This is a genomic window from Rheinheimera baltica, from assembly GCF_030731985.1.
Taxonomy (GTDB): domain Bacteria; phylum Pseudomonadota; class Gammaproteobacteria; order Enterobacterales; family Alteromonadaceae; genus Alishewanella; species Alishewanella baltica.
In genome coordinates, this window is the sequence record NZ_JAPJDY010000001.1 from 25,881 (window position 1) to 44,187 (window position 18,307).

19 protein-coding genes are annotated in these 18,307 nt (G+C 47.1%); 11 read left to right on the forward strand and 8 right to left on the reverse strand.

The window, feature by feature from the left end; translation table 11 throughout:
- The first annotated feature begins 40 nt into the window (after positions 1-40).
- Genes ORJ00_RS00135 through ORJ00_RS00150 form a run of 4 tightly spaced genes read left to right on the forward strand, consistent with a single transcriptional unit; the run spans position 41 to position 2,951 of the window.
- The gene (locus ORJ00_RS00135; RefSeq protein ID WP_306138657.1) at positions 41-511 is read left to right on the forward strand and encodes a TlpA disulfide reductase family protein; all 471 of its coding nucleotides are present in this window, start codon (positions 41-43) and stop codon (positions 509-511) included.
- A 5-nt stretch (positions 512-516) separates the two neighbouring features.
- Positions 517-747 (forward strand): DUF4266 domain-containing protein, encoded by a 231-nt coding sequence (locus tag ORJ00_RS00140; RefSeq protein ID WP_027672218.1) that lies wholly within the window; start codon positions 517-519, stop codon positions 745-747.
- Positions 738-2,027 carry a DUF3570 domain-containing protein gene (locus ORJ00_RS00145; protein ID WP_306138658.1) on the forward strand — a complete coding sequence of 430 codons (1,290 nt, stop codon included), beginning with the start codon at positions 738-740 and terminating at the stop codon, positions 2,025-2,027. The genes ORJ00_RS00140 and ORJ00_RS00145 overlap by 10 nt, the downstream gene beginning before the upstream one ends.
- 24 nt (positions 2,028-2,051) lie before the next feature.
- Positions 2,052-2,951 carry an FAD:protein FMN transferase gene (locus ORJ00_RS00150; RefSeq protein WP_027672220.1) on the forward strand — a complete coding sequence of 300 codons (900 nt, stop codon included), beginning with the start codon at positions 2,052-2,054 and terminating at the stop codon, positions 2,949-2,951.
- Positions 2,952-3,030: 79 nt separating this feature from the next.
- On the opposite strand, the gene ORJ00_RS00155 is transcribed toward ORJ00_RS00150, so the two are convergent.
- From ORJ00_RS00155 to ORJ00_RS00175, 5 genes are all read right to left on the reverse strand, one after another.
- Positions 3,031-4,248, reverse strand: a complete 1,218-nt coding sequence (locus ORJ00_RS00155; RefSeq protein ID WP_306138659.1) for a methyl-accepting chemotaxis protein — start codon at positions 4,246-4,248, stop codon at positions 3,031-3,033.
- Between the two features lie 108 nt (positions 4,249-4,356).
- Positions 4,357-4,764, reverse strand: a complete 408-nt coding sequence (locus ORJ00_RS00160; protein ID WP_027672222.1) for a DUF6691 family protein — start codon at positions 4,762-4,764, stop codon at positions 4,357-4,359.
- Between the two features lie 20 nt (positions 4,765-4,784).
- Positions 4,785-5,189, reverse strand: coding sequence for a YeeE/YedE family protein (locus ORJ00_RS00165; RefSeq protein ID WP_027672223.1), 405 nt, complete (start codon positions 5,187-5,189; stop codon positions 4,785-4,787).
- A gap of 12 nt (positions 5,190-5,201) precedes the next feature.
- Positions 5,202-5,603 (reverse strand): rhodanese-like domain-containing protein, encoded by a 402-nt coding sequence (locus ORJ00_RS00170; RefSeq protein WP_305977070.1) that lies wholly within the window; start codon positions 5,601-5,603, stop codon positions 5,202-5,204.
- Between the two features lie 17 nt (positions 5,604-5,620).
- The gene (locus ORJ00_RS00175; protein ID WP_306125129.1) at positions 5,621-6,373 is read right to left on the reverse strand and encodes a sulfite exporter TauE/SafE family protein; all 753 of its coding nucleotides are present in this window, start codon (positions 6,371-6,373) and stop codon (positions 5,621-5,623) included.
- A 114-nt stretch (positions 6,374-6,487) separates the two neighbouring features.
- On the opposite strand from ORJ00_RS00175, the gene ORJ00_RS00180 reads away from it, so the two are divergent.
- From ORJ00_RS00180 to yjjG, 5 genes are all read left to right on the forward strand, one after another.
- Positions 6,488-7,381 (forward strand): MBL fold metallo-hydrolase, encoded by an 894-nt coding sequence (locus tag ORJ00_RS00180; protein WP_051219960.1) that lies wholly within the window; start codon positions 6,488-6,490, stop codon positions 7,379-7,381.
- Positions 7,382-7,471: 90 nt separating this feature from the next.
- A complete protein-coding gene (locus tag ORJ00_RS00185) occupies positions 7,472-8,377 on the forward strand; it encodes a dienelactone hydrolase family protein (protein ID WP_306125130.1) in 906 nt (301 codons plus the stop codon).
- A 117-nt stretch (positions 8,378-8,494) separates the two neighbouring features.
- Positions 8,495-9,400, forward strand: a complete 906-nt coding sequence (locus ORJ00_RS00190) for a Gfo/Idh/MocA family protein (protein WP_306138661.1) — start codon at positions 8,495-8,497, stop codon at positions 9,398-9,400.
- Between the two features lie 37 nt (positions 9,401-9,437).
- Entirely contained in the window at positions 9,438-10,181 is a 744-nt protein-coding gene (locus ORJ00_RS00195; RefSeq protein WP_306138663.1) for a substrate-binding periplasmic protein, read from the forward strand.
- A gap of 70 nt (positions 10,182-10,251) precedes the next feature.
- Positions 10,252-10,926: a pyrimidine 5'-nucleotidase gene (gene yjjG / locus ORJ00_RS00200; RefSeq protein ID WP_306138665.1), complete on the forward strand. Its 675-nt coding sequence runs from the start codon at positions 10,252-10,254 to the stop codon at positions 10,924-10,926.
- A 12-nt stretch (positions 10,927-10,938) separates the two neighbouring features.
- Here yjjG and ORJ00_RS00205 read toward each other — a convergent pair whose 3' ends face one another.
- Positions 10,939-11,820 carry an alpha/beta fold hydrolase gene (locus ORJ00_RS00205; RefSeq protein ID WP_027671742.1) on the reverse strand — a complete coding sequence of 294 codons (882 nt, stop codon included), beginning with the start codon at positions 11,818-11,820 and terminating at the stop codon, positions 10,939-10,941.
- Between the two features lie 164 nt (positions 11,821-11,984).
- Here ORJ00_RS00205 and ORJ00_RS00210 point away from each other — a divergent pair, with 164 nt between their 5' ends.
- The gene (locus tag ORJ00_RS00210; RefSeq protein WP_306138667.1) at positions 11,985-13,058 is read left to right on the forward strand and encodes a hypothetical protein; all 1,074 of its coding nucleotides are present in this window, start codon (positions 11,985-11,987) and stop codon (positions 13,056-13,058) included.
- A 259-nt stretch (positions 13,059-13,317) separates the two neighbouring features.
- Positions 13,318-14,475 carry a GGDEF domain-containing protein gene (locus ORJ00_RS00215; RefSeq protein ID WP_306138668.1) on the forward strand — a complete coding sequence of 386 codons (1,158 nt, stop codon included), beginning with the start codon at positions 13,318-13,320 and terminating at the stop codon, positions 14,473-14,475.
- Between the two features lie 101 nt (positions 14,476-14,576).
- Here the strand turns inward: ORJ00_RS00215 and ORJ00_RS00220 are convergent, their stop codons facing one another.
- Together ORJ00_RS00220 and ORJ00_RS00225 are read right to left on the reverse strand one after the other, a co-directional pair.
- Positions 14,577-16,412 carry a M2 family metallopeptidase gene (locus ORJ00_RS00220; RefSeq protein ID WP_305972917.1) on the reverse strand — a complete coding sequence of 612 codons (1,836 nt, stop codon included), beginning with the start codon at positions 16,410-16,412 and terminating at the stop codon, positions 14,577-14,579.
- Positions 16,413-16,496: 84 nt separating this feature from the next.
- Positions 16,497-18,299 carry an ABCB family ABC transporter ATP-binding protein/permease gene (locus tag ORJ00_RS00225; RefSeq protein WP_306138669.1) on the reverse strand — a complete coding sequence of 601 codons (1,803 nt, stop codon included), beginning with the start codon at positions 18,297-18,299 and terminating at the stop codon, positions 16,497-16,499.
- Positions 18,300-18,307: the final 8 nt, after the last annotated feature.

Sequence of the window (18,307 nt, forward strand, 5' to 3'; positions counted from 1 at the left end):
TATTGCTGGATAGTCTGTTGCAAACAGTGTTGGAGGTGCTATGCGGTTTGGTGTGTTAATAGTGTTGTTTTGTAGTGCGTTAGTAGCGGGTAATGGCAATGCTATTGAACTTACCGTGCTTGAAGGTAGCCCGGTAAGTAGCATGCAGCAGCTTGAAGGCAAAGTGGTGCTGGTTGATTTTTGGGCCTCATGGTGCGGCCCGTGTCGCAAGTCTTTTCCCTGGTTAAATCAAATAAATCATCAATATGGCTCAGATGGGCTCTTGGTGCTTGCAGTAAATGAAGATCAAGACCGGGCAGAAGCCAGCCGTTTTTTAGCGCAATTTCCAGCCAATTTTAGTGTGCTTTACGATCAGGATGGCGCTTTGGCATCAGACTATCAGGTAATGGGCATGCCTAGCAGTTACCTAATTGATAAAAAAGGCAATATCCGCTTTCGTCATCAAGGCTTTAAACAAGCTGATGTGGCTAAGTATGAAGAACATATCCGCCAGTTGCTGGCCGAGGAGTAAATAGGATGAGAATAACAAAATTGCAGGGCTGTGCTGCGCTGGTATTAGTGTTAAGCCAGGTAACAGCTTGTAGCTCATTGGGTGTTAAACCCTGGGAGCGGGATGTTCTGGCAAAAGAAGAAATGGCGTTAAATGCGGCGCCTCTGGACAACAGGCTTGACGATCATATTTATTTTAGTAAAGAAGGCAGTAGCGGCGGGCGCAGCTTTGCAGGCGGAGGTTGCGGATGCAATTAAAACAACTGGCAAATATCAGTGCTGCGTTGGCGGCAGCAAGCTGCGCCGTGCTGGGGCAGGATGCACAGGCTGGTACTGTACTGGATGACTGGCAATTTAACAGCGCTATTTTGTTGTATAACGAAACCGAGCGTGTGAGTGCCGGCGAAGCTATCTTGTCTGCCCGCGGCGATTTTGGTGATGATAAATATCTTAATCTGGGTTTGGTTGTTGATGCGCTAACCGGTGCATCTGCGACCGGTGCAGTAGCACAGCCAGGTGTGCAAAGCTTTACCCGCCCATCAGGGAAAGGCAGCTATGACGTCGCTCCAGGCGATACACCACTGGACGACACCTTCCATGACACCCGGGTGCAATTAGATGCCAGCTGGGAGCAACCACTTGCGCCAAACTGGCGTGTCAGTGGTGGCGGGCATTTATCCAAAGAATATGATTATCTTTCTTTAGGGGTGAATGGTTCAGTTGCGCGTGACTTTAACCAGAAAAATACAACAGTTTCTATGGGCTTGGCTTATAGCCATGACACTATTTCACCTGAGGGTGGCGTAGCATCAGGGTTTGCTCCGATGTTATTGCGTAGCAACTTTGCCGACGACGACAGTTATCAGGCTGCATTTGATGCTACTCGCGACCGAGCCGATGATACCAAAGATACTGTGGATATGTTGTTAGGGCTAACACAGGTGATAAACCGCGATTGGCTGATGCAGTTTAACTACTCATTAAGTATGGCCGATGGCTATATGACTGACCCGTTTAAGCTGGTTAGTGTGGTAAACAGCAATGGCGAAGTACAGCAAAATCTGTATGAAAGCCGGCCGGATAAACGCACCAAGCACAGCGTGTACTGGCAGAATAAACTGCACCTTGGTGGCACCTATCTGGATGCGTCATACCGTTATATGTGGGATGACTGGGAATTAAAATCACACACGGCAGACTTTAAATGGCGTTTCCCTGTGAGCGAGCAGTGGTATGTTGAGCCACAGTTACGTTATTACCAGCAAAGTGCTGCTGAGTTTTATCTGCCGTTTTTACAGCAATCAGACTCGCTGCCACAGTACGCCAGTGCAGATTATCGCATTGGTAAAATGAGTACTTATACCTTAGGTGCAAAGTTTGGTACTAAACTGGCGGCCGGTAACGAATTATCGTTCCGCATCGCTTTATATCAACAAAATCCAGAGCAAGATGGTGCTGACGCGCCAGGTGTATTGGCAAATGTTGATTTATATGAAAAAGTTACCGCAGTTATGGCTCAGGTAAGTTATTCTTTTTAAAGATTAACCAACGTAAGGCTAAAGATGACCGATGTTGCGGTTAGCCGCGGAAAAAATTGCACGTTAGGGCAATTTAGTGCAATGGCCAGCCCATGTGAAATACTGCTGGAAACAGCAGACATGACGCTGTGCCGTGAGCTAACCCTGTTAGCCGCTGCTGAAGCTGAGCGTATTGAGCAGAAGTACAGCCGCTATCGTACAGACAGTGTACTTAGCCAGCTTAATCAGGGAGCTGGGCAATGGCAGCAACTGGATGACGAAACCGCCCAGTTGCTGACGTTTGCCAATACCTGTTATCAATTAAGCGATGGCTTATTTGATATCAGTAGCGGTATTTTACGTCGCGCCTGGCAGTTTGATGGTTCCGACCGTCTGGCAAGTCAGGCGCAGCTTGCCGCATTGCTGCCGCATATTGGTTGGCATCAGGTGCAGTTAAAACCGAAACAAATACTGCTGCCAGCAGGGATGGAGCTGGACTTGGGCGGTATTGCCAAAGAATATGCGGTTGATAAGGTATTACAGCTGCTTCGGGCACAATTTACTCCCAGTTCTTTACCCAGTATTGTCGTCAACTTCGGCGGCGATATGCATTGTAGCCGCCCGCGCCATGATGGCAGTCTGTGGCATATCGGTATTGAAAACCCAGGCTTAGTTGATCACGCTATTTCCGCCGTAGGTTTAACCACCGGAGCATTAGCTACCAGCGGCGATAGCAGGCGTTTTCTATTAAAAGATGGCGTGCGGTACAGTCATATTCTAAACCCCAAAACGGGCTGGCCGGTAACTGATGCACCGCGCTCGGTTACCGTTGCTGCACCAAATTGTTTGTTGGCCGGTATGCTAGCGACAACCGCTTTATTGCAAGGCGCCAGTGCCGAAGCTTTTTTGCAGGCGCAGGGGCTTAAGTACTGGCTGGTAGCGTAGTCTTGGCTATTCTATCGGCAAGTAAGTAGGGCCAGCTGAACAGACTAAATCATCTGAAACGGCTGGCCTGGGCTTTTAGTTACTGCTGGTTGCGCGCAAAGCGCTTTAGTTGTTGCTGCGTGCGTGCGGTACCGGCCAGCAAATCTTTAGCCGCTTTATCAATAGAAGACATTTGGTTATACGCGTCACCGGTGACTTGTTCTATTGCACTAAGATGTTGATGTGTTTGCTGATATCGTTGCTCCAGCTCCAAAACCGTATGATTAATGTTATTGATACCGGTTTTTGCTTCCTGAAGTTCTTGCTGCAGTAACGTGAACTCGGTGCTGGTGTCGGCTATTTGCTGTTGGGCGTGTTGTGCTTGTTGGTTCAGGCTTTCTGATTCGTTACGGGTTTCACTGACCAATTGCTCCATTTCATTTAAAAAGCCGGAAATCTGCCGGGTTGCGGCATTTACCTTAGCAGCAAGGGTGCGCACTTCGTCAGCAACTACGGCAAAACCCCGGCCTGCATCGCCAGCTCTTGCCGCTTCAATGGCCGCATTTAGCGCCAATAAATTTGTTTGATCGGAAAAGCTTTCTACCATCACCAAAATTTGTCGCACGTTTTCAGAGTTTTTATGCAAGCCGTTGATGGTCTTTCCAAAGCTATTTAATAAATTAACGATACCAGACAGCTGTCCACTCAGTTGATGCATTTGGGTACTGGCAACCTGAGCTTTATCAACAGCTACGCCTGACACCTGGCCAACCTGATCACCGTTTCGCACAATATCTGACAAGTACTGCAATACCTGATCACTTTCGCGGCGAATTTGCTCACTGCGTTGCTCGGTGTTTTGTAAATGGCTACGGGTATTGTTTACGGCGCCAGACACTTGCTCGTTTATTTGGTGTGTTTCGCCCGCTTGCTGATATATATCAGCCAATAATACACCCAGCTGACTGACAAATTGGTTGTACTCATCTGACAGGGTGCGAAATTCGTCATAGGTAAATGCTGGTAAACGGTGCTGTAAATCAGTGCCTTTTCGGTTGGTATCATGTAACGCCAACACTAAAGCTTTTACTGGCCGGACTATAAGAAAGTGCATGTAGCCAATAGTAAAAGCAAAAGCCGCTAAACCGATTAGCAGTAATAACCACCAACTGCTGTTAGCGCCATCAGCAGGGTAGGCTAAATACAATGCTAGTAGAAAAAATATAGCTAAAAAGCTTATGTTGCCAACAATTTTTCGGCTTAACGTGCCAAAAAAGGTTTTCTCAACAAACAGATAGACTGAGTTAAATCCGCTCATAAGGTCACTACACCCACCATTTTACGTTAAGTAAAATTAGCATATCATAGCCATTAGTTGGCGGCGACCTGAGCAGTAACTTTGCAGTTGATCTGGCGCAAGTCTGGGTTAAATGGGTAATCTTCGACTGATAAACCAGCCTGCAACCATTGCCGCAACAAACGCTAGTGTTCCTAAGCTGCCAGCACTGATGGCGGCTAGTGCCGGACCGGGGCAGTAACCAACCAGCCCCCAGCCTGCGCCAAACAGCAAGGAGCCAATAACCAGAGGTTTATCCAGTTCGCGTTTTGTCGGTAAATGAAAATGTTCTGCCAGCAAAGGTTTACCTTTACCGGCAAACAGCCAAAAACCGGCACTGTAAACGGCCAATGCGCCGGCCATGACCAGCATTAAGCTGGGGTCCCAGTTTTTATTTAACGATAAAAACCCCAACACTTTTGCTGGATCTATCATCTGTGAGTAGGCAATGCCGGCGGACATTAGCACTCCGGCTAGTAAAGCGATAACAACAGGCATTATGTGAACTCCCCAGGCAATTAGTGCAGTAACGTGGCGATAAGCATGCCACTAAACATAAAAATAACGGTAGCAGCAAGCGATCGGGGTGACAAACGGCTAATGCCGCAAATACCATGGCCAGAGGTACAGCCGCTGCCCCAACCTGTACCTATGCCAACCAGCAAACCTGCGACGATTACCTGCCAGCCAAGCTCGGGTGTGCTAAAACTAAAATCAGCGATAATTGCCCCTACTAGTAATGGGCCAAGTACAATACCCAGCAAAAACGCCAGCCGCCAACTGCGTCCTTCAGCGTTAAACAATGCGCTGCTGGCAATGCCGGATATACCAGCAATACGGCCAGAAAAAACCAATAGTATTAACGCGCCCAAACCAATTAACGCGCCGCCAAGTAATGCAGATATTGGGGTGAAGTTTTCCATATTGTCCTCAGTTTATTGTTTAACGGGCAGCGCCGCATCTAGCCAGGCTTGCATTCCGCCGTCAACTGAAAACACCTTGGTGAACCCCATACGTTGTAACGATTCCGCTGCTAACGCCGAGCGCGCACCTGAACGGCAAATAACATAAATAGTGTTATCTGCCAGTTGCTGCAAGGCCATCTTGGGTTCACAGCCGGTGGCGGCCACTTTAGGGTGGTTATGAATATTCATTTCCAGCACTCCGCGCGGGTAATTTACCGAGCCGGTAATGTGCTGTTGGCTATATTCAGCCGGTTCACGAACATCGATAAGTACCGTTTCAGCATCTTGTTTAAGTGCGGTAGCAAGCTCATTAATGCCAACTTCTTTAATTGCGGCTTTGGCTTGTGCAACTAACTCTTGAGACGTTTTCATTTGTTGCTCCTTTGCGTTTATTTCAACACCGACTGATAAATAACCACCGCCGCCATTATCACCAGGAAAACGGCGAAAGCTTTTTGCAATTGTGCTTTAGGTAGACGTTTGCCAAGCGCGCCGCCAACATAGCTACCGGCGATACCCGCTACAATCATTAGACCAATGGTTGTCCAATCAAAAACCACACCTTGCTCAGACATCACCCAATAATACTTACCGAAGCCGACAAACGATTTCATGGCGATGATCACTAAACTGGTAGCAATACCAATGGGCATACTTAAACCGCCCAGCAATACTAAGGCCGGTACAATTAAAAAGCCGCCGCCAACGCCGACAAAGCCTGTGATCACGCCAACAATCAGGCCGTCTAAAACAATTTTTGCCGGTTTAAACGCTTTAGCTTCAACATTATCACCGGTACTACTGCGCCACATCATCACGGCGGCAACTAACATTAATAACGAAAATACCAATAGCTGCCAACGGGCATCAACCAAGGTGCCAAACCAGGCACCACCGTAGGTTCCCATCATGCCGGGAATACCAAACCATAAAACATGACGCCAGCTGATCAAGCGTTGCAACCCATTGCGCACAGAGCCAAATAAGCTAATGCCCGCTACAATAAGAAGTGAAGACGCAATGGCCAGCTGCGGTGGCATATGCAGTAAATACAACAACACTGGCACCGTAAGAATTGAACCGCCTGAGCCAAATAGACCAAGGCTTAAACCAATGACAATCGCACCAAGTAACGCTAGCATGGAATTCTTCCTTTATATAACAAAGTGGAATATGCTTATAACTTAATTGCATTTTAGACTGCTTTTCGTTAAGCTGCAATTGAAATTTAGTAGATTCTAATTTAAGGGGTGTTTATGTCAGTCCTTCATACCAATAATCAGCACAATGTGCTGATTGAAATGTTCTTTGATCAGGACAGCTCAACCTTTAGCTATGTGGTTGCTGATACTCATAGTAAGCGCGCTGCGATTATTGACCCGGTATTGAATTATGATGCCGCTGCCGGCGCAGTTAGCACTGAAGGGGCAGACACGATGTTGGCGTATATTGCCCAGCAGCAGTTGAGTATAGACTGGATCCTTGAAACCCATGCTCATGCAGATCATTTATCTGCTGCGCATTATTTGAAACAAAAAACTGGCGCACCGGTGGCTATTGGTGAAGGCATTAAAAAAGTACAGCAAACCTTTAAGGTGGTGTTTAACCTGGGTGATGACGAGTTGACAGCCAAAGGTGACTATTTTGATAAACTGTTTACCGAGAATGAAACCTTTGCCATAGGTGAGTTAAAGGCACAGGTGATTAATACCCCTGGACATACTAACGATAGCGTGAGTTATTTGATTGCAGATAATTTATTTGTCGGTGATTCCCTGTTTATGCCAGACTCAGGCACCGCGCGTTGTGATTTTCCCGGCGGTGACGCACATGTGTTGTTTCGCTCAATTCAGCGTATTTATCAGTTGCCTGAGCAAACACAGATTTTTATGTGCCATGATTATCAGCCCGGTGGACGTGAACTTAAGTATCAAACCAGCGTTGCTGAGCAAAAAGCACATAATATCCATGTCAAAGCGGATACTGCAGAGCAAGAGTTTGTGTTAAAGCGTGAAACTCGGGATAAAACCCTGGCCGTACCAAGGCTTATCTACCCATCGGTACAGGTTAATATTCGAGCTGGCCAGTTGCCAATTGCGGCTGAAAATGGCGTAAGCTACATCAAAATCCCCTTAAAAGTAGTGCAATAGCCTGAAAAACATCGGCTGTCGCTGACAGCCGATCTGTTGTGTACTATAACCCGTATTGCACTAAATCTTTTACCTAACAAAAAGAGCAATATGATGACTAAAAATGCCAAGCAAAAACAACCACAGCTTCCAGCTGAAGCCTACCAACTTTATGACAAATATGCCCATGGCTTGATGAGTCGTCGCGCTTTTTTTGCCGGTATGAGCGGTTTAGCGGTAAACGCTGCATTAGCGACCACGTTTATCAATAGTATGTTGCCCAATTACGCCTTAGCTGAGCAGGTGTCATTTAATGATCCAGCCATTACAGCACGGTATCAAACATTTCCATCACCCAATGGTCATGGCGAGGGTCGTGGTTACCTGGTGCAGCCAAAACAAGCTGCAGGGCCATTGCCTGTCGTGCTGGTTATTCACGAAAACAGGGGGTTAAACCCTTACATTGAAGATGTAGCCCGCCGCCTGGCTAAAGCCGGTTTTATCGCGTTTGCACCCGATGCATTGTGGTCGTTGGGGGGCTACCCGGGTAATGATGATGATGGCCGTACTATGCAGCGTAGTTTAGACGGTGAAAAAATTGCCGCAGATTTTACCGCGGCGGCCTTATGGCTAAAACAACTTGAGGCGGGCAGCGGTAAGTTAGGCGTGGTCGGTTTTTGTTTTGGTGGCGCGATGACAGGTCGCCTTGCAGCAGAGTTGCCAGATACCGTAAACGCTGCAGTACCCTTTTATGGCTCACCGCCACCGGCTGATGGCATTGCGAATATTAAAGCGCCAATGCTGGTACAGTTGGGAGAATTAGACGAGCGGGTAAATGCTATGTGGCCTGCGGCAGAAATATTACTACAGCAGCATAAAGTGCAATACAGCATTGAACGCTACACTAATTCTCATCATGGTTTTCATAACGACTCTACTGCTCGTTATAATGAAGCTATGGCCGAGCTGGCATGGCAAAAAACACTACAATTTTTTAACCGGCATTTACTCAGCTAACCATTTTACGTGATAACCTGCTCAGTACATTTTACCTAACCAAGAGGCAAACAATGGCTGAGCAGTTTGGCCCACTTCAACAGTTACTAAACATGCAATTTAGCCGCTGGGTGTAGCATGAAAATAGCATTATTGGGCCTGGGTGATATTGCACAAAAAGCCTACTTGCCGTTACTGGCAAGTATGCCTGGCATTACGCCTGTACTTTGTACTCGAAATGAGACTGTTTTGCGGCAACTTATGCAGCAGTACCGTATTCGTGAAGGGTACACTGAGTTGTCTGCATTAATAGCGGCTCAGCCCGATGCGGTGATGATTCACAGCTCTACCAGCAGCCACTTTAGCATAGCCAGCGAACTGCTCAATGCGGGTATTCCGCTATTTATTGATAAGCCGCTGAGCTATCAGCTTTCGGAGTGTGAGCAGTTAATTAGCGCAGCCGAGCGGCGCAATATTTTGTTGTTTGTTGGCTTTAACCGGCGTTATGTTCCGCTGTATCAACAGCCTCTTGCCAACGTACCTTTACAGCTACATTACCAGAAGAACCGTTATCAGCAGCCAGCAGATCTTAGAACCTTTGTGTATGATGATTTTATTCATCTTTTAGACTTTGCCCATTATGCAACGGCGTTACATAATAAAGGCAATTTTACGCCAGTGGTGCACGGTCAGTTTGATAAAGATCAGTTGGCTTGTGTACAAGTAAATTGGCAGCTGGGTAGTACGTCAGTTTCGGTATCGATGAACCGCTTAGCAGGCCACAGTTTTGAACGGCTAGAGTATTTTTCTGCCAATCAGCATTGGCAAGTAGATAATTTGGTGCAGGGTATTCATAGCGCAGCTAACCAGCAGCAGCACCTTGCTGTGAATGACTGGCAAAGCACCATACACAAGCGCGGTTTTGTTGGCATGTTGGACGAGTTTATCCATCAGGTAGAAAAGGGCGGTACTAACAAAGCCCAAAATAAAACGCTGCTTAGTAGCCATCAGCTATGTGAGTTTGTGGTGCAACAGTTAACGTAAAAAAACCTGTCACCTTTTTTTATAGGATGTTTATTATATGCTCCATAAGACAGCGATACTGTTGTTGCTGCCGCTGTGGTTGTTAAGCTTCTTAGCACAAGCTACCACTGTTAGGGTTGTAACCGAGTATCGTAGCTATTATCAGTTAAAGCAAGAAGATGGCCAGCTTGGGGGTTATGCCTCGGAAGTGGTGCAGGCCATGTTTGCGTTAACAGGTGATACGCCAGCTTTTGAAGTAAACCCGTGGGGTCGCACGTTTTACGAGGCAGTGAATAACGACAATGTGTTAATTTACTCATTGTCATACAACCCGGAACGGGCGGCATTGTTTGATTGTGTTGCTGAGTTGGATAACGAACAGTTATTTTTCTGGGCGCTAAAAGGAAGAATAGAGCAGCCACTTCAGGCATTGCAGGACTTGCAGCCTTTTCATATTGCAGTGAGTATTTCGTCAAATCCAGATCAGTATTTAACTGCGCAGGGCATAAAAAGACTTTTGCGAACCTCAACAGCGGAGCATGCGCTAAGTATGTTGTATAAAGAGCGGGTAGATTTGGTAATAAGTGCCGAAAAATCGATATACCGGCGAACGAATCAATTAGGCTATGATGCAAACCAACTTGAAAAAGTGCTTCAGCTCAAAGAACTAAACCACCCATTATGTGCAGCTTTTAATCATCAGTCAGACCCAGCTCTACGTGAGCGCTATCGGCAGGCGTTTACCACGTTGCAGCAAAATGGCACTCTGGCAAAAATTAAACAACGTTGGCAGGTAGACTAGTACTTCAGTCACTGCAATAGCTTGGCTTAGCTGATAAACTGCCGCTTGCTGGTTTATTTTGGAGTAGCTTGTGCGCTATAAGTGGATTTTATTTGACGCCGATGAAACCTTGTTTCATTTTGATGCCTTTAAAGGCTTACAGCTGATGTTTTCCCGGCATCAGTATCAGTTTAGCGCTGAAGACTATGAATATTACCAGTCAATTAACCTGCCATTATGGCAGCAGTATCAACAGGGCGACATTAGCGCCCAGCAGCTACAAGTTAGCCGCTTCACACCCTGGGCACAAAAGCTAAACCACAGCGCCAATGCCCTAAATAGTGCTTTTATGCAGGCGATGGCGGATATTTGCACTACACTTCCTGGTGCCACAGAGCTTATTCAGGCGTTAAAAGGCCGTGCAAAGTTGGGTATTATTACCAATGGCTTTACCGAGCTACAGCAAATACGTTTAGCCCGTACTGGTTTTGCTGATGTCTTCTCAGCATTAGTGATTTCTGAGCAAGTAGGGGTAGCCAAACCCGATATCGGCATTTTTAATCATGCTTTTGCCTTAATGAACCACCCCCCTAAAAACCAGATTTTAATGGTGGGTGATAACCCCCATGCCGATATTAAAGGCGGTATCAACGCCGGTATTGACACCTGTTGGTTAAACCGTCACGGCGCTTCGTGCCCTGAAGGGATAATCCCGCACCATGAAGTCAGCTCGCTGGCGCAGCTACAGCAGTGGTTGCTTGCTTAATACATTTTTTAGTTATCGGTTTAGATCCGCAAATAACAATGAAGCTGCTTTAGGTGTTAGCTTAGCGGAGTCATGGCCAATACCTGCGACCAGATGCACCTTAATATTTGCCTTCATATCATAGCGTGTGGCAAGGTCATTTACTGCTTCAGCCCAGCTATGTGCAAATTCTATCCGGTTACTGCCGATATGTGCTGCTCGTCTATCCTGAGCTTTGGTGTCCAGAGCGCCGATCACTATCTGCGTTTTATCAGCCGCTTTTGCGTAATTAAGCAGTTGCGGGCTGACGCGTTCATGCCGCACAACAGCACCACTGTCCCAACTAATTTTTTTATTAAGGCGCCCGGCACCGTAAGGCCAGGGCACGCGATCGTCCGGGTAAGAATAGCGGCCCGCTGCGCTAATAACGGCTTTAATAACACGTTCGGGGTGAGTAACTACGTAACGGGCAACAAACTGACCACCGGCAGAGTGGCCGTATAAGTAAAACTGGCTGGCGCCAGTTTGTGTTTTACTGCGATATTGTTCTACCAACTGATGCACAAAATCGTCAGCACCAATATATTTGCCAAACAAATTACGATACCCACCATAGCCTTGCGACAGGTTTCCAAAGCGCTCGTTGTCAAAAGCTGGCGCAATAATAATTAAGCCATACTTTTCAGCATAGGGTATCCAGCGTTCGGTATAGATTTTTGCCTGTGCAGCGGCCTGTTGGTTTTTACCCAGCATGCCATGCGCCAGCACCAAAATATTTTTCGCCGCAGCTTTGGGTAGATATAACTGGTAGTCACCCACCGCAGTGGTATGCAGCTGAACCTCTGCCAATGCAGGCAATGTTAGCAAGCAAACTGTTACCAACCACAGTAATAGTCGCTTTATGCTGATAATCATTTCTTAATTTTCTCTGATATTTTATGCGGCGCATTGTCGCATTAAGTTCACACGGATTACCAATATTGACAACATTGATGTTTCATTCATGGTTTTATATTTGTGAGTTTAACCAAAGGGCGGTGTAAAGGCTAACGTCTGCATGGCCTGTTTTAGGAGACATAATGAAATTGCGTAATGTTCTACTGTGGTTACTGTGTTGGTTTGCACTAAGCGGCTGTAATAGCGATACCGCACCATTACAACCGCCTCCGGTTTCAACGCCGGAGCCGTTTGAATTTACTCATCAAGGTCTTAGTGGGCTAATCATTAAGCGGTTGTATCAGCAACAAGACAATATTCTGGCTTTAACCAACAACGGCTTATATCAACAGCAGCCACAGCAAAATAGCTGGCAGTTAATAGGGTTAGAAGGCTATGAGTTGCAAGATTTGGCTATGATTACCGACCAACATTGGTTGGCGGCGGTGAACCTGCAAAATGATACTGAATCTGCGGGAATTCATCTGCAAGAATCTTTTGACGCTGGTGACAGTTGGCTGGAGGTGTCGCGTCCTTTTGGCGAAAATGGCGAGCATGAAGGTATTTATGCCTTGCACTACGATCCGCTGCAACAACGTTTATACGCCACGGGGCATGGTGTGCTAGCCCAATCGGATAACTTAGGCATCAGTTGGCAAAAGCTTCAAGGTGACTGGAACATGTTGGCTCAACCCAACAGTGCATTAGCGTTAACGCCTGAACGCAGCCAGATCTGGTGGGGAGGGCAGGGCGCTATTGAAAATGGTGTCTTGTTCAGTTATCGGTTAGCCGATGGGCATACGCAAGCGTTTAGTGAGTTATTGCCCGATCCCAGCGTGTATTACAACGTGCGTTTTGCCAACAATGCTGTTTATGCCTGCGGCGAGGGCGGCATTGTTATGAGCACAAACAACGGCGCCAGCTGGACAAGCCTGTTACCAGATGCTAATCACCGATTTTACTTTGATGTGGCAATAGACCCTAATCGAAATGGTCGCTTGTACACCGCAGGATGGAACAAGAGCTTTAGCGAGCCACAACCGCTTATTTTGCAATGGTCTGACGATGCTGGCCAAAGTTGGCAAAGCTTACAGTATCAAGGTGCGGCAGATTTATTAGGCGGTGTGCGCAGTATGTTGCTGGTACAGCAGCAACAGCAGTCCTATTTATACCTGGGTTTGTATAAAGGCTGCATGATGAAAGTACGGTTAGAGTAAGTACCGGCTATACGCCTCGCACCGTTAAAAAATAAAAAGCCTGCATGTAGCAGGTTTTTTACTTGGTTGTTTAAAGAATAGTTAAGTAGCTCCGCCGCGTTTTCATACCCAGCCTTAGTTCTCCCGGTTGAGTTGAATGCGAACCGTCAATGTTAAACGTACAATTACCCTTTACACCTCGTTTTTAACAATTGTCGATGCTGTTTTTTTGTGCTATTTTGCGTCGCTGTGAATTAAGGTACAAGCAGTCATAATAGTAATGGATGTGCTTACGCTAAGTATTGTAAACGCCTTTATTGCCGCCACCTTTGCGGCATTGTTGGTGTTGCAATATAAATCAGAACGTCAATTCCGTTATCAGCGATATTTTATATTAGCCGCCGTGTTAATGTTAGTTAATGCCCTTTTGAGCACGGTGAATGGCAGTATCACCAGTTTGCCTTATTGGCTGGTGCCTGCGTTATCTAATACCTGTAGTGTTGGTGCGCACTTGGCATTAGCCTGCGGCATTCACCGCCACTTGCAGTTATCCGCGAAAAGACAATGGCTATTGTTGTTGCTTATTCCCATTTATCTTATTCAACTAACAGATTTTGCCAGCAGTGCCACCGCTAACCGCATGCTATTTGCCATTCCCTTAGTTCTGGCATTTAACCTGTGGAGTATAAATATGCTTTGGCGTCAGCGGCACAGCGAGCTGGGGCGGGTGTATTTAGCTTTTATTGCCACCTTTGCCTTTAATATTATTCAATTCACCTTACGCTCCACTTACATGCTGCTAGAGCATTTTCAAATTGTACATACACAGCAAAGTGCACTAATTCATAGCATTGGTTTTTTCAGTCTTACCGCCTTTGCCATTTTAATGATTGGCTGTGTCATCATGTTAAGCCATTCACAACAGCGGCTCGCACTACTTCATGTCTCTGAGCGTGACGCGTTAACAGGGCTGTTAAACCGCCGCTCGCTGCAAACAAGGCTAGTTGCTGAGCTTAACCGTGGACAGCGCAGCGGTACAACACTTAGCCTGCTGCTGTTTGACATTGACCACTTTAAACAAGTAAACGATCAGCACGGCCATAAAACCGGCGACCGCGCCATCATGCATGTCGTTGATATTGCCAGCGAACAGCTGCGTGACTATGACTTACTATTTCGCTACGGCGGTGAAGAATTCTTACTCTGCTTACCCGACACCGATGAAGCAACAGCAATACTTATTGCTGAGCGACTACGCAAGGCAGTTGCATACACTGCGATGGCTGTGGAACCAAACCTTAAAATGACCATCAGTATTGGTATTAGCAGTACGTCAACCTTTGCTGAGCCTGATGAACTAATAGAGCAAACAGATATCGCTCTTTACAATGCCAAACACACAGGCCGCAACAAGGTTGTGGTGTATCAGCAGCCTTAACACCTCTTTCGGTCTTTAAGTTGTACGGCCACCCTAAATGTTAATTGCTGTAAAAATAACAAGCCCGCTTTCGCGGGCTTGTTATTAATATAGCGGTTAGCTTACCAGCCGCATTGCTGGCCTTTGTTTTGCTCGTCTAAATAAGCTTGCAGCGGGGCGAAGTAGGCCAGAATGGCTGTGGCGTCCATTTCTGGTTTGCCGGTTACCACTTCCAGCGCTTGTTGCCAGCTTTGGCTTGAGCCCATTTCCAGCATTTGGTTTAGCTTAGCACCGGCTTCTTTACTGTTGTAAATTGAGCAGCGATGCACGGCGCCTTCATTTCCTGCGATATCGCACAGTGCCTTATGGAACTGGAACTGCAGAATGTGCGCTAAGAAATAACGGGTATAAGGCACGTTGCCCGGCACATGGTATTTTGCACCTGGGTCAAAGTCGGCTTCGCTACGAGCCACGGGTGCTGCAACACCTTGATATTTTTCCCGCAGTTGCCACCAGGCTTCGTTGTATTGCTCGGGGGCTATATCGCCGTTAAACACTTTCCAGCGCCATTGATCAACCATTAAACCAAACGGCACAAAAGCAATTTTGTCCATGGCCATTTTCAGCAATAAGCCAATGTCTTTTGACTCGTCAGGTACGGTGTCCAGTAAACCAATTTGCTTTAAGTAGCCTGGCGTAACGGACAACGCAATAGTGTCGCCAATGGCTTCGTGAAAGCCGTCGTTGGCGCTTTCCTGAAAATACACTGGCTGGTCTTTATAGGCGCGCTGGTAGTAGTTGTGTCCCAGTTCATGGTGAATTACTGAAAACTCTTCACCAGTGCGCTGAATACACATTTTAATACGCAAATCGTCTTTGGCGTCTAAGTCCCAGGCTGATGCATGGCATTCAACATCGCGATCGGCTGGTTTTAAAAATAGCGAGCGTTGGTAAAACGTTTCGGGTAATGGGTCAAACCCCAGTGAGCTAAAAAACGCTTCAGCACCACGAACCATTTTGATTTCGTCGTAGTTGTGTTTTGCTAATAACTCAGTGACATCATAGCCTGGATCGGCGTCTTGCGGCGCCACCAGATCATAGATATTGCCCCAGCTTTGCGCCCACATATTCCCTAGCAGATGTGCCGGAATAGGCTTATCCAAAGCCACTTTGTCGGTACCATATTGTTCGGCTAATTTACTACGCACATGACAGTGTAAGGATTCATATAACGGTTTTACCTGCTCCCACACCCGGTCTAGCTCTTTAGCAAAGTCATCGGCGGGCATATCGTATTTTGAACGCCACATGGCACCTGTGTCAGCATAACCTAACTCTTTGGCACCTTCGTTGGTTAACGCAATTAACCGCTGATACAACGGGCGCATTGGTTTACTTATTTCGCGCCAGCCTTGCCACATTTCTAACTGTTCGTTGTAATCGCGGCTACTGGCCATAATGGCCGACATGTCGCCTAATGATAAGCAGCTGCCATCCGCTTTACAGTATTTGCCTTTGCCATACAGGCCACCCAATTCGGCAACAAGCTTGGCCATTTCTGCTGTTTTAGCGGCATCTTGTGGTGCGGGTAAGGTTAAGGCTAATTTGAGTTTATCCAGTTTACGGCGACTGTCTTCAGACAGCGCCACCTGATCAAACTTTGCTGCTGCTGTAGCCAGGTTGACCATTTCTACAGTCAGCTTTTCATTAACATCTGCAGCCAGTGATGCCGTGTCTTCGGTAATAAAGTTAGCGTATATCCACTCGGCGCGGTTTGACTCTAAATACAGTTGCTCTAGTTTCTTCTCGGTATCAGCCAGAAAGGCTTCGGCATCGGCTTGCGTTAATTGTTTTTGCTCGGCTTTTACCGGTGCGGCTTGTTGCTGTGGGCTGCAGGCACTAAGCAATAGGGTAGAGGTGACAAAAAAAGCTGTGGCAGAGAGTTTAAATGGGGTCATAAGGCACCTTTAATTGGGCTTGTTATTATGGTTTTAGCCAATGCAGTATAAACAAGCACTGGCAGTAAGCGCCAGTGCAGCCTATTACTGTTGTTGCTTTTGCTGTAATTGCCACATACGGGCATACTCGCCGCCCGCCGCTAGCAACTCGTCGTGGCTACCTTGTTCTGCCAGCTGGCCGTGTTTTAGTACAATAATGTTGTCAGCGTCGGTAATGGTAGACAGCCGGTGCGCAATAACCACGCTGGTATGGTTGCGGGCAACTTCGCGCATTGCTTGCAATATAGCCTGCTCGGAAGCGGAATCCAGCGCCGAAGTGGCTTCGTCAAACAGCAGTATGGGTGAGCGTTTTAAAATAGCGCGGGCGATAGCAATACGCTGTTTCTCGCCACCGGACACTTTTAATCCGCGCTCTCCTACCAAGGTGGTATCACCTTGCGGCAAGCTGGCAATAAAGTGCTGTAAGTGCGCCAGTGCAATGGCTTGGTCTATATCGGCTTCGCTGGCATCAGGGCGACCGTAGCGAATATTTTCGCGAATGCTGCTGTTAAACAAGACCGTATCTTGCGGCACTATAGCTATAGAACGGCGTAAGCTGTCCAGCGTTACGGTACTGATATCCTGCCCATCAATGCAAATACGGCCCGCACTAGTGGTGTAAAAGCGATATAGCAGACGGGCAATGGTGCTTTTGCCTGCGCCACTGGCACCAACAATAGCCACTTTGCTGCCCGCCGGCACGGTAAAGTTTAATTGCTGCAGTATGGGGCGTTCTGGTTGATACTGAAACGCAACTTGCTCAAAGCGTATTTCACCTTTAGTTAACTGCAAGGTGCTGGCACCTGCTGCATCCGTGATCTGTGGTTTACGCTTAAGTAATCCCAGCATGTTTTCTAAATCGGTTAGTGCACGACGTATTTCGCGGTAAACAAAGCCTAAAAAATTTAGCGGTAAAAACAGCTGGATCATGTAGGCATTGACCATAACCAAATCGCCGAGAGTTAGTTGTTTGTTTACTACCTCACCTGCAGCAAGCCACATTAAAGCGGTAATAGCGGCAGCAATAATAAGTGCCTGGCCCGAGTTTAGTGCCAGCAAGCTAAGCCGGTTTTTTAGTCTGGCCTGCTCCCATTTGGCTAAAAAGCTATCGTAGGTCTGAGCTTCGTATTGCTCGTTGTTAAAGTATTTTACTGTTTCGTAATTTAACAGGCTGTCAATTGCGCGGCTGTTTGTGGTGTTATCTGCCTGGTTGGCTTCGCGGGTATATTTATTGCGCCACTCGGTAATGATTACGGTAAAAAAGATATAGATACCAACTGCAAGAACAGTTACCAGCGAATACCAGGGCGAAAACAGCGTGGCAAAAATCAGCGCCACCGCCAGTATTTCAAACAGGGTGGGGGCGATATTAAACATTAAAAACCGCATTAGAAAACTCAGGCCATTGCTGCCTCGCTCAATATCGCGGCTAATGCCCCCGGTTTGGCGGTCTAAATGAAAGGCAAGTTCTAAACTGTGTAAATGCTGAAATACCCGCAGCCCAAGCTTGCGCATAGCATGCTCGGTAACCCGGCCAAACAGTGCGTCGCGAACTTCACCAAAAAACACGGTGGCAAAGCGCAAACCGCCGTAAAGTAATAACAGTGCAGCTGGCACAACAAGCAAGCTTTGCTGGCCACTGTCCAGGGCATCAACAATGTACTTCAGCGCCAGCGGCATCAGTAGCACAGCAGCCTTGGCCGCAATAAGTGCCAGCAATGCCAGCAATACGCGGTATTTAAACTGCCATAAGTACGGCCATAGCATGGCCAACGTCTGTTTTAGATTAACGGCTTCCGGCCTTTTGGCGGGTTCTGGTTGCTTTGCTGCAGAGCGCATACCGCGCATGGTGGTTC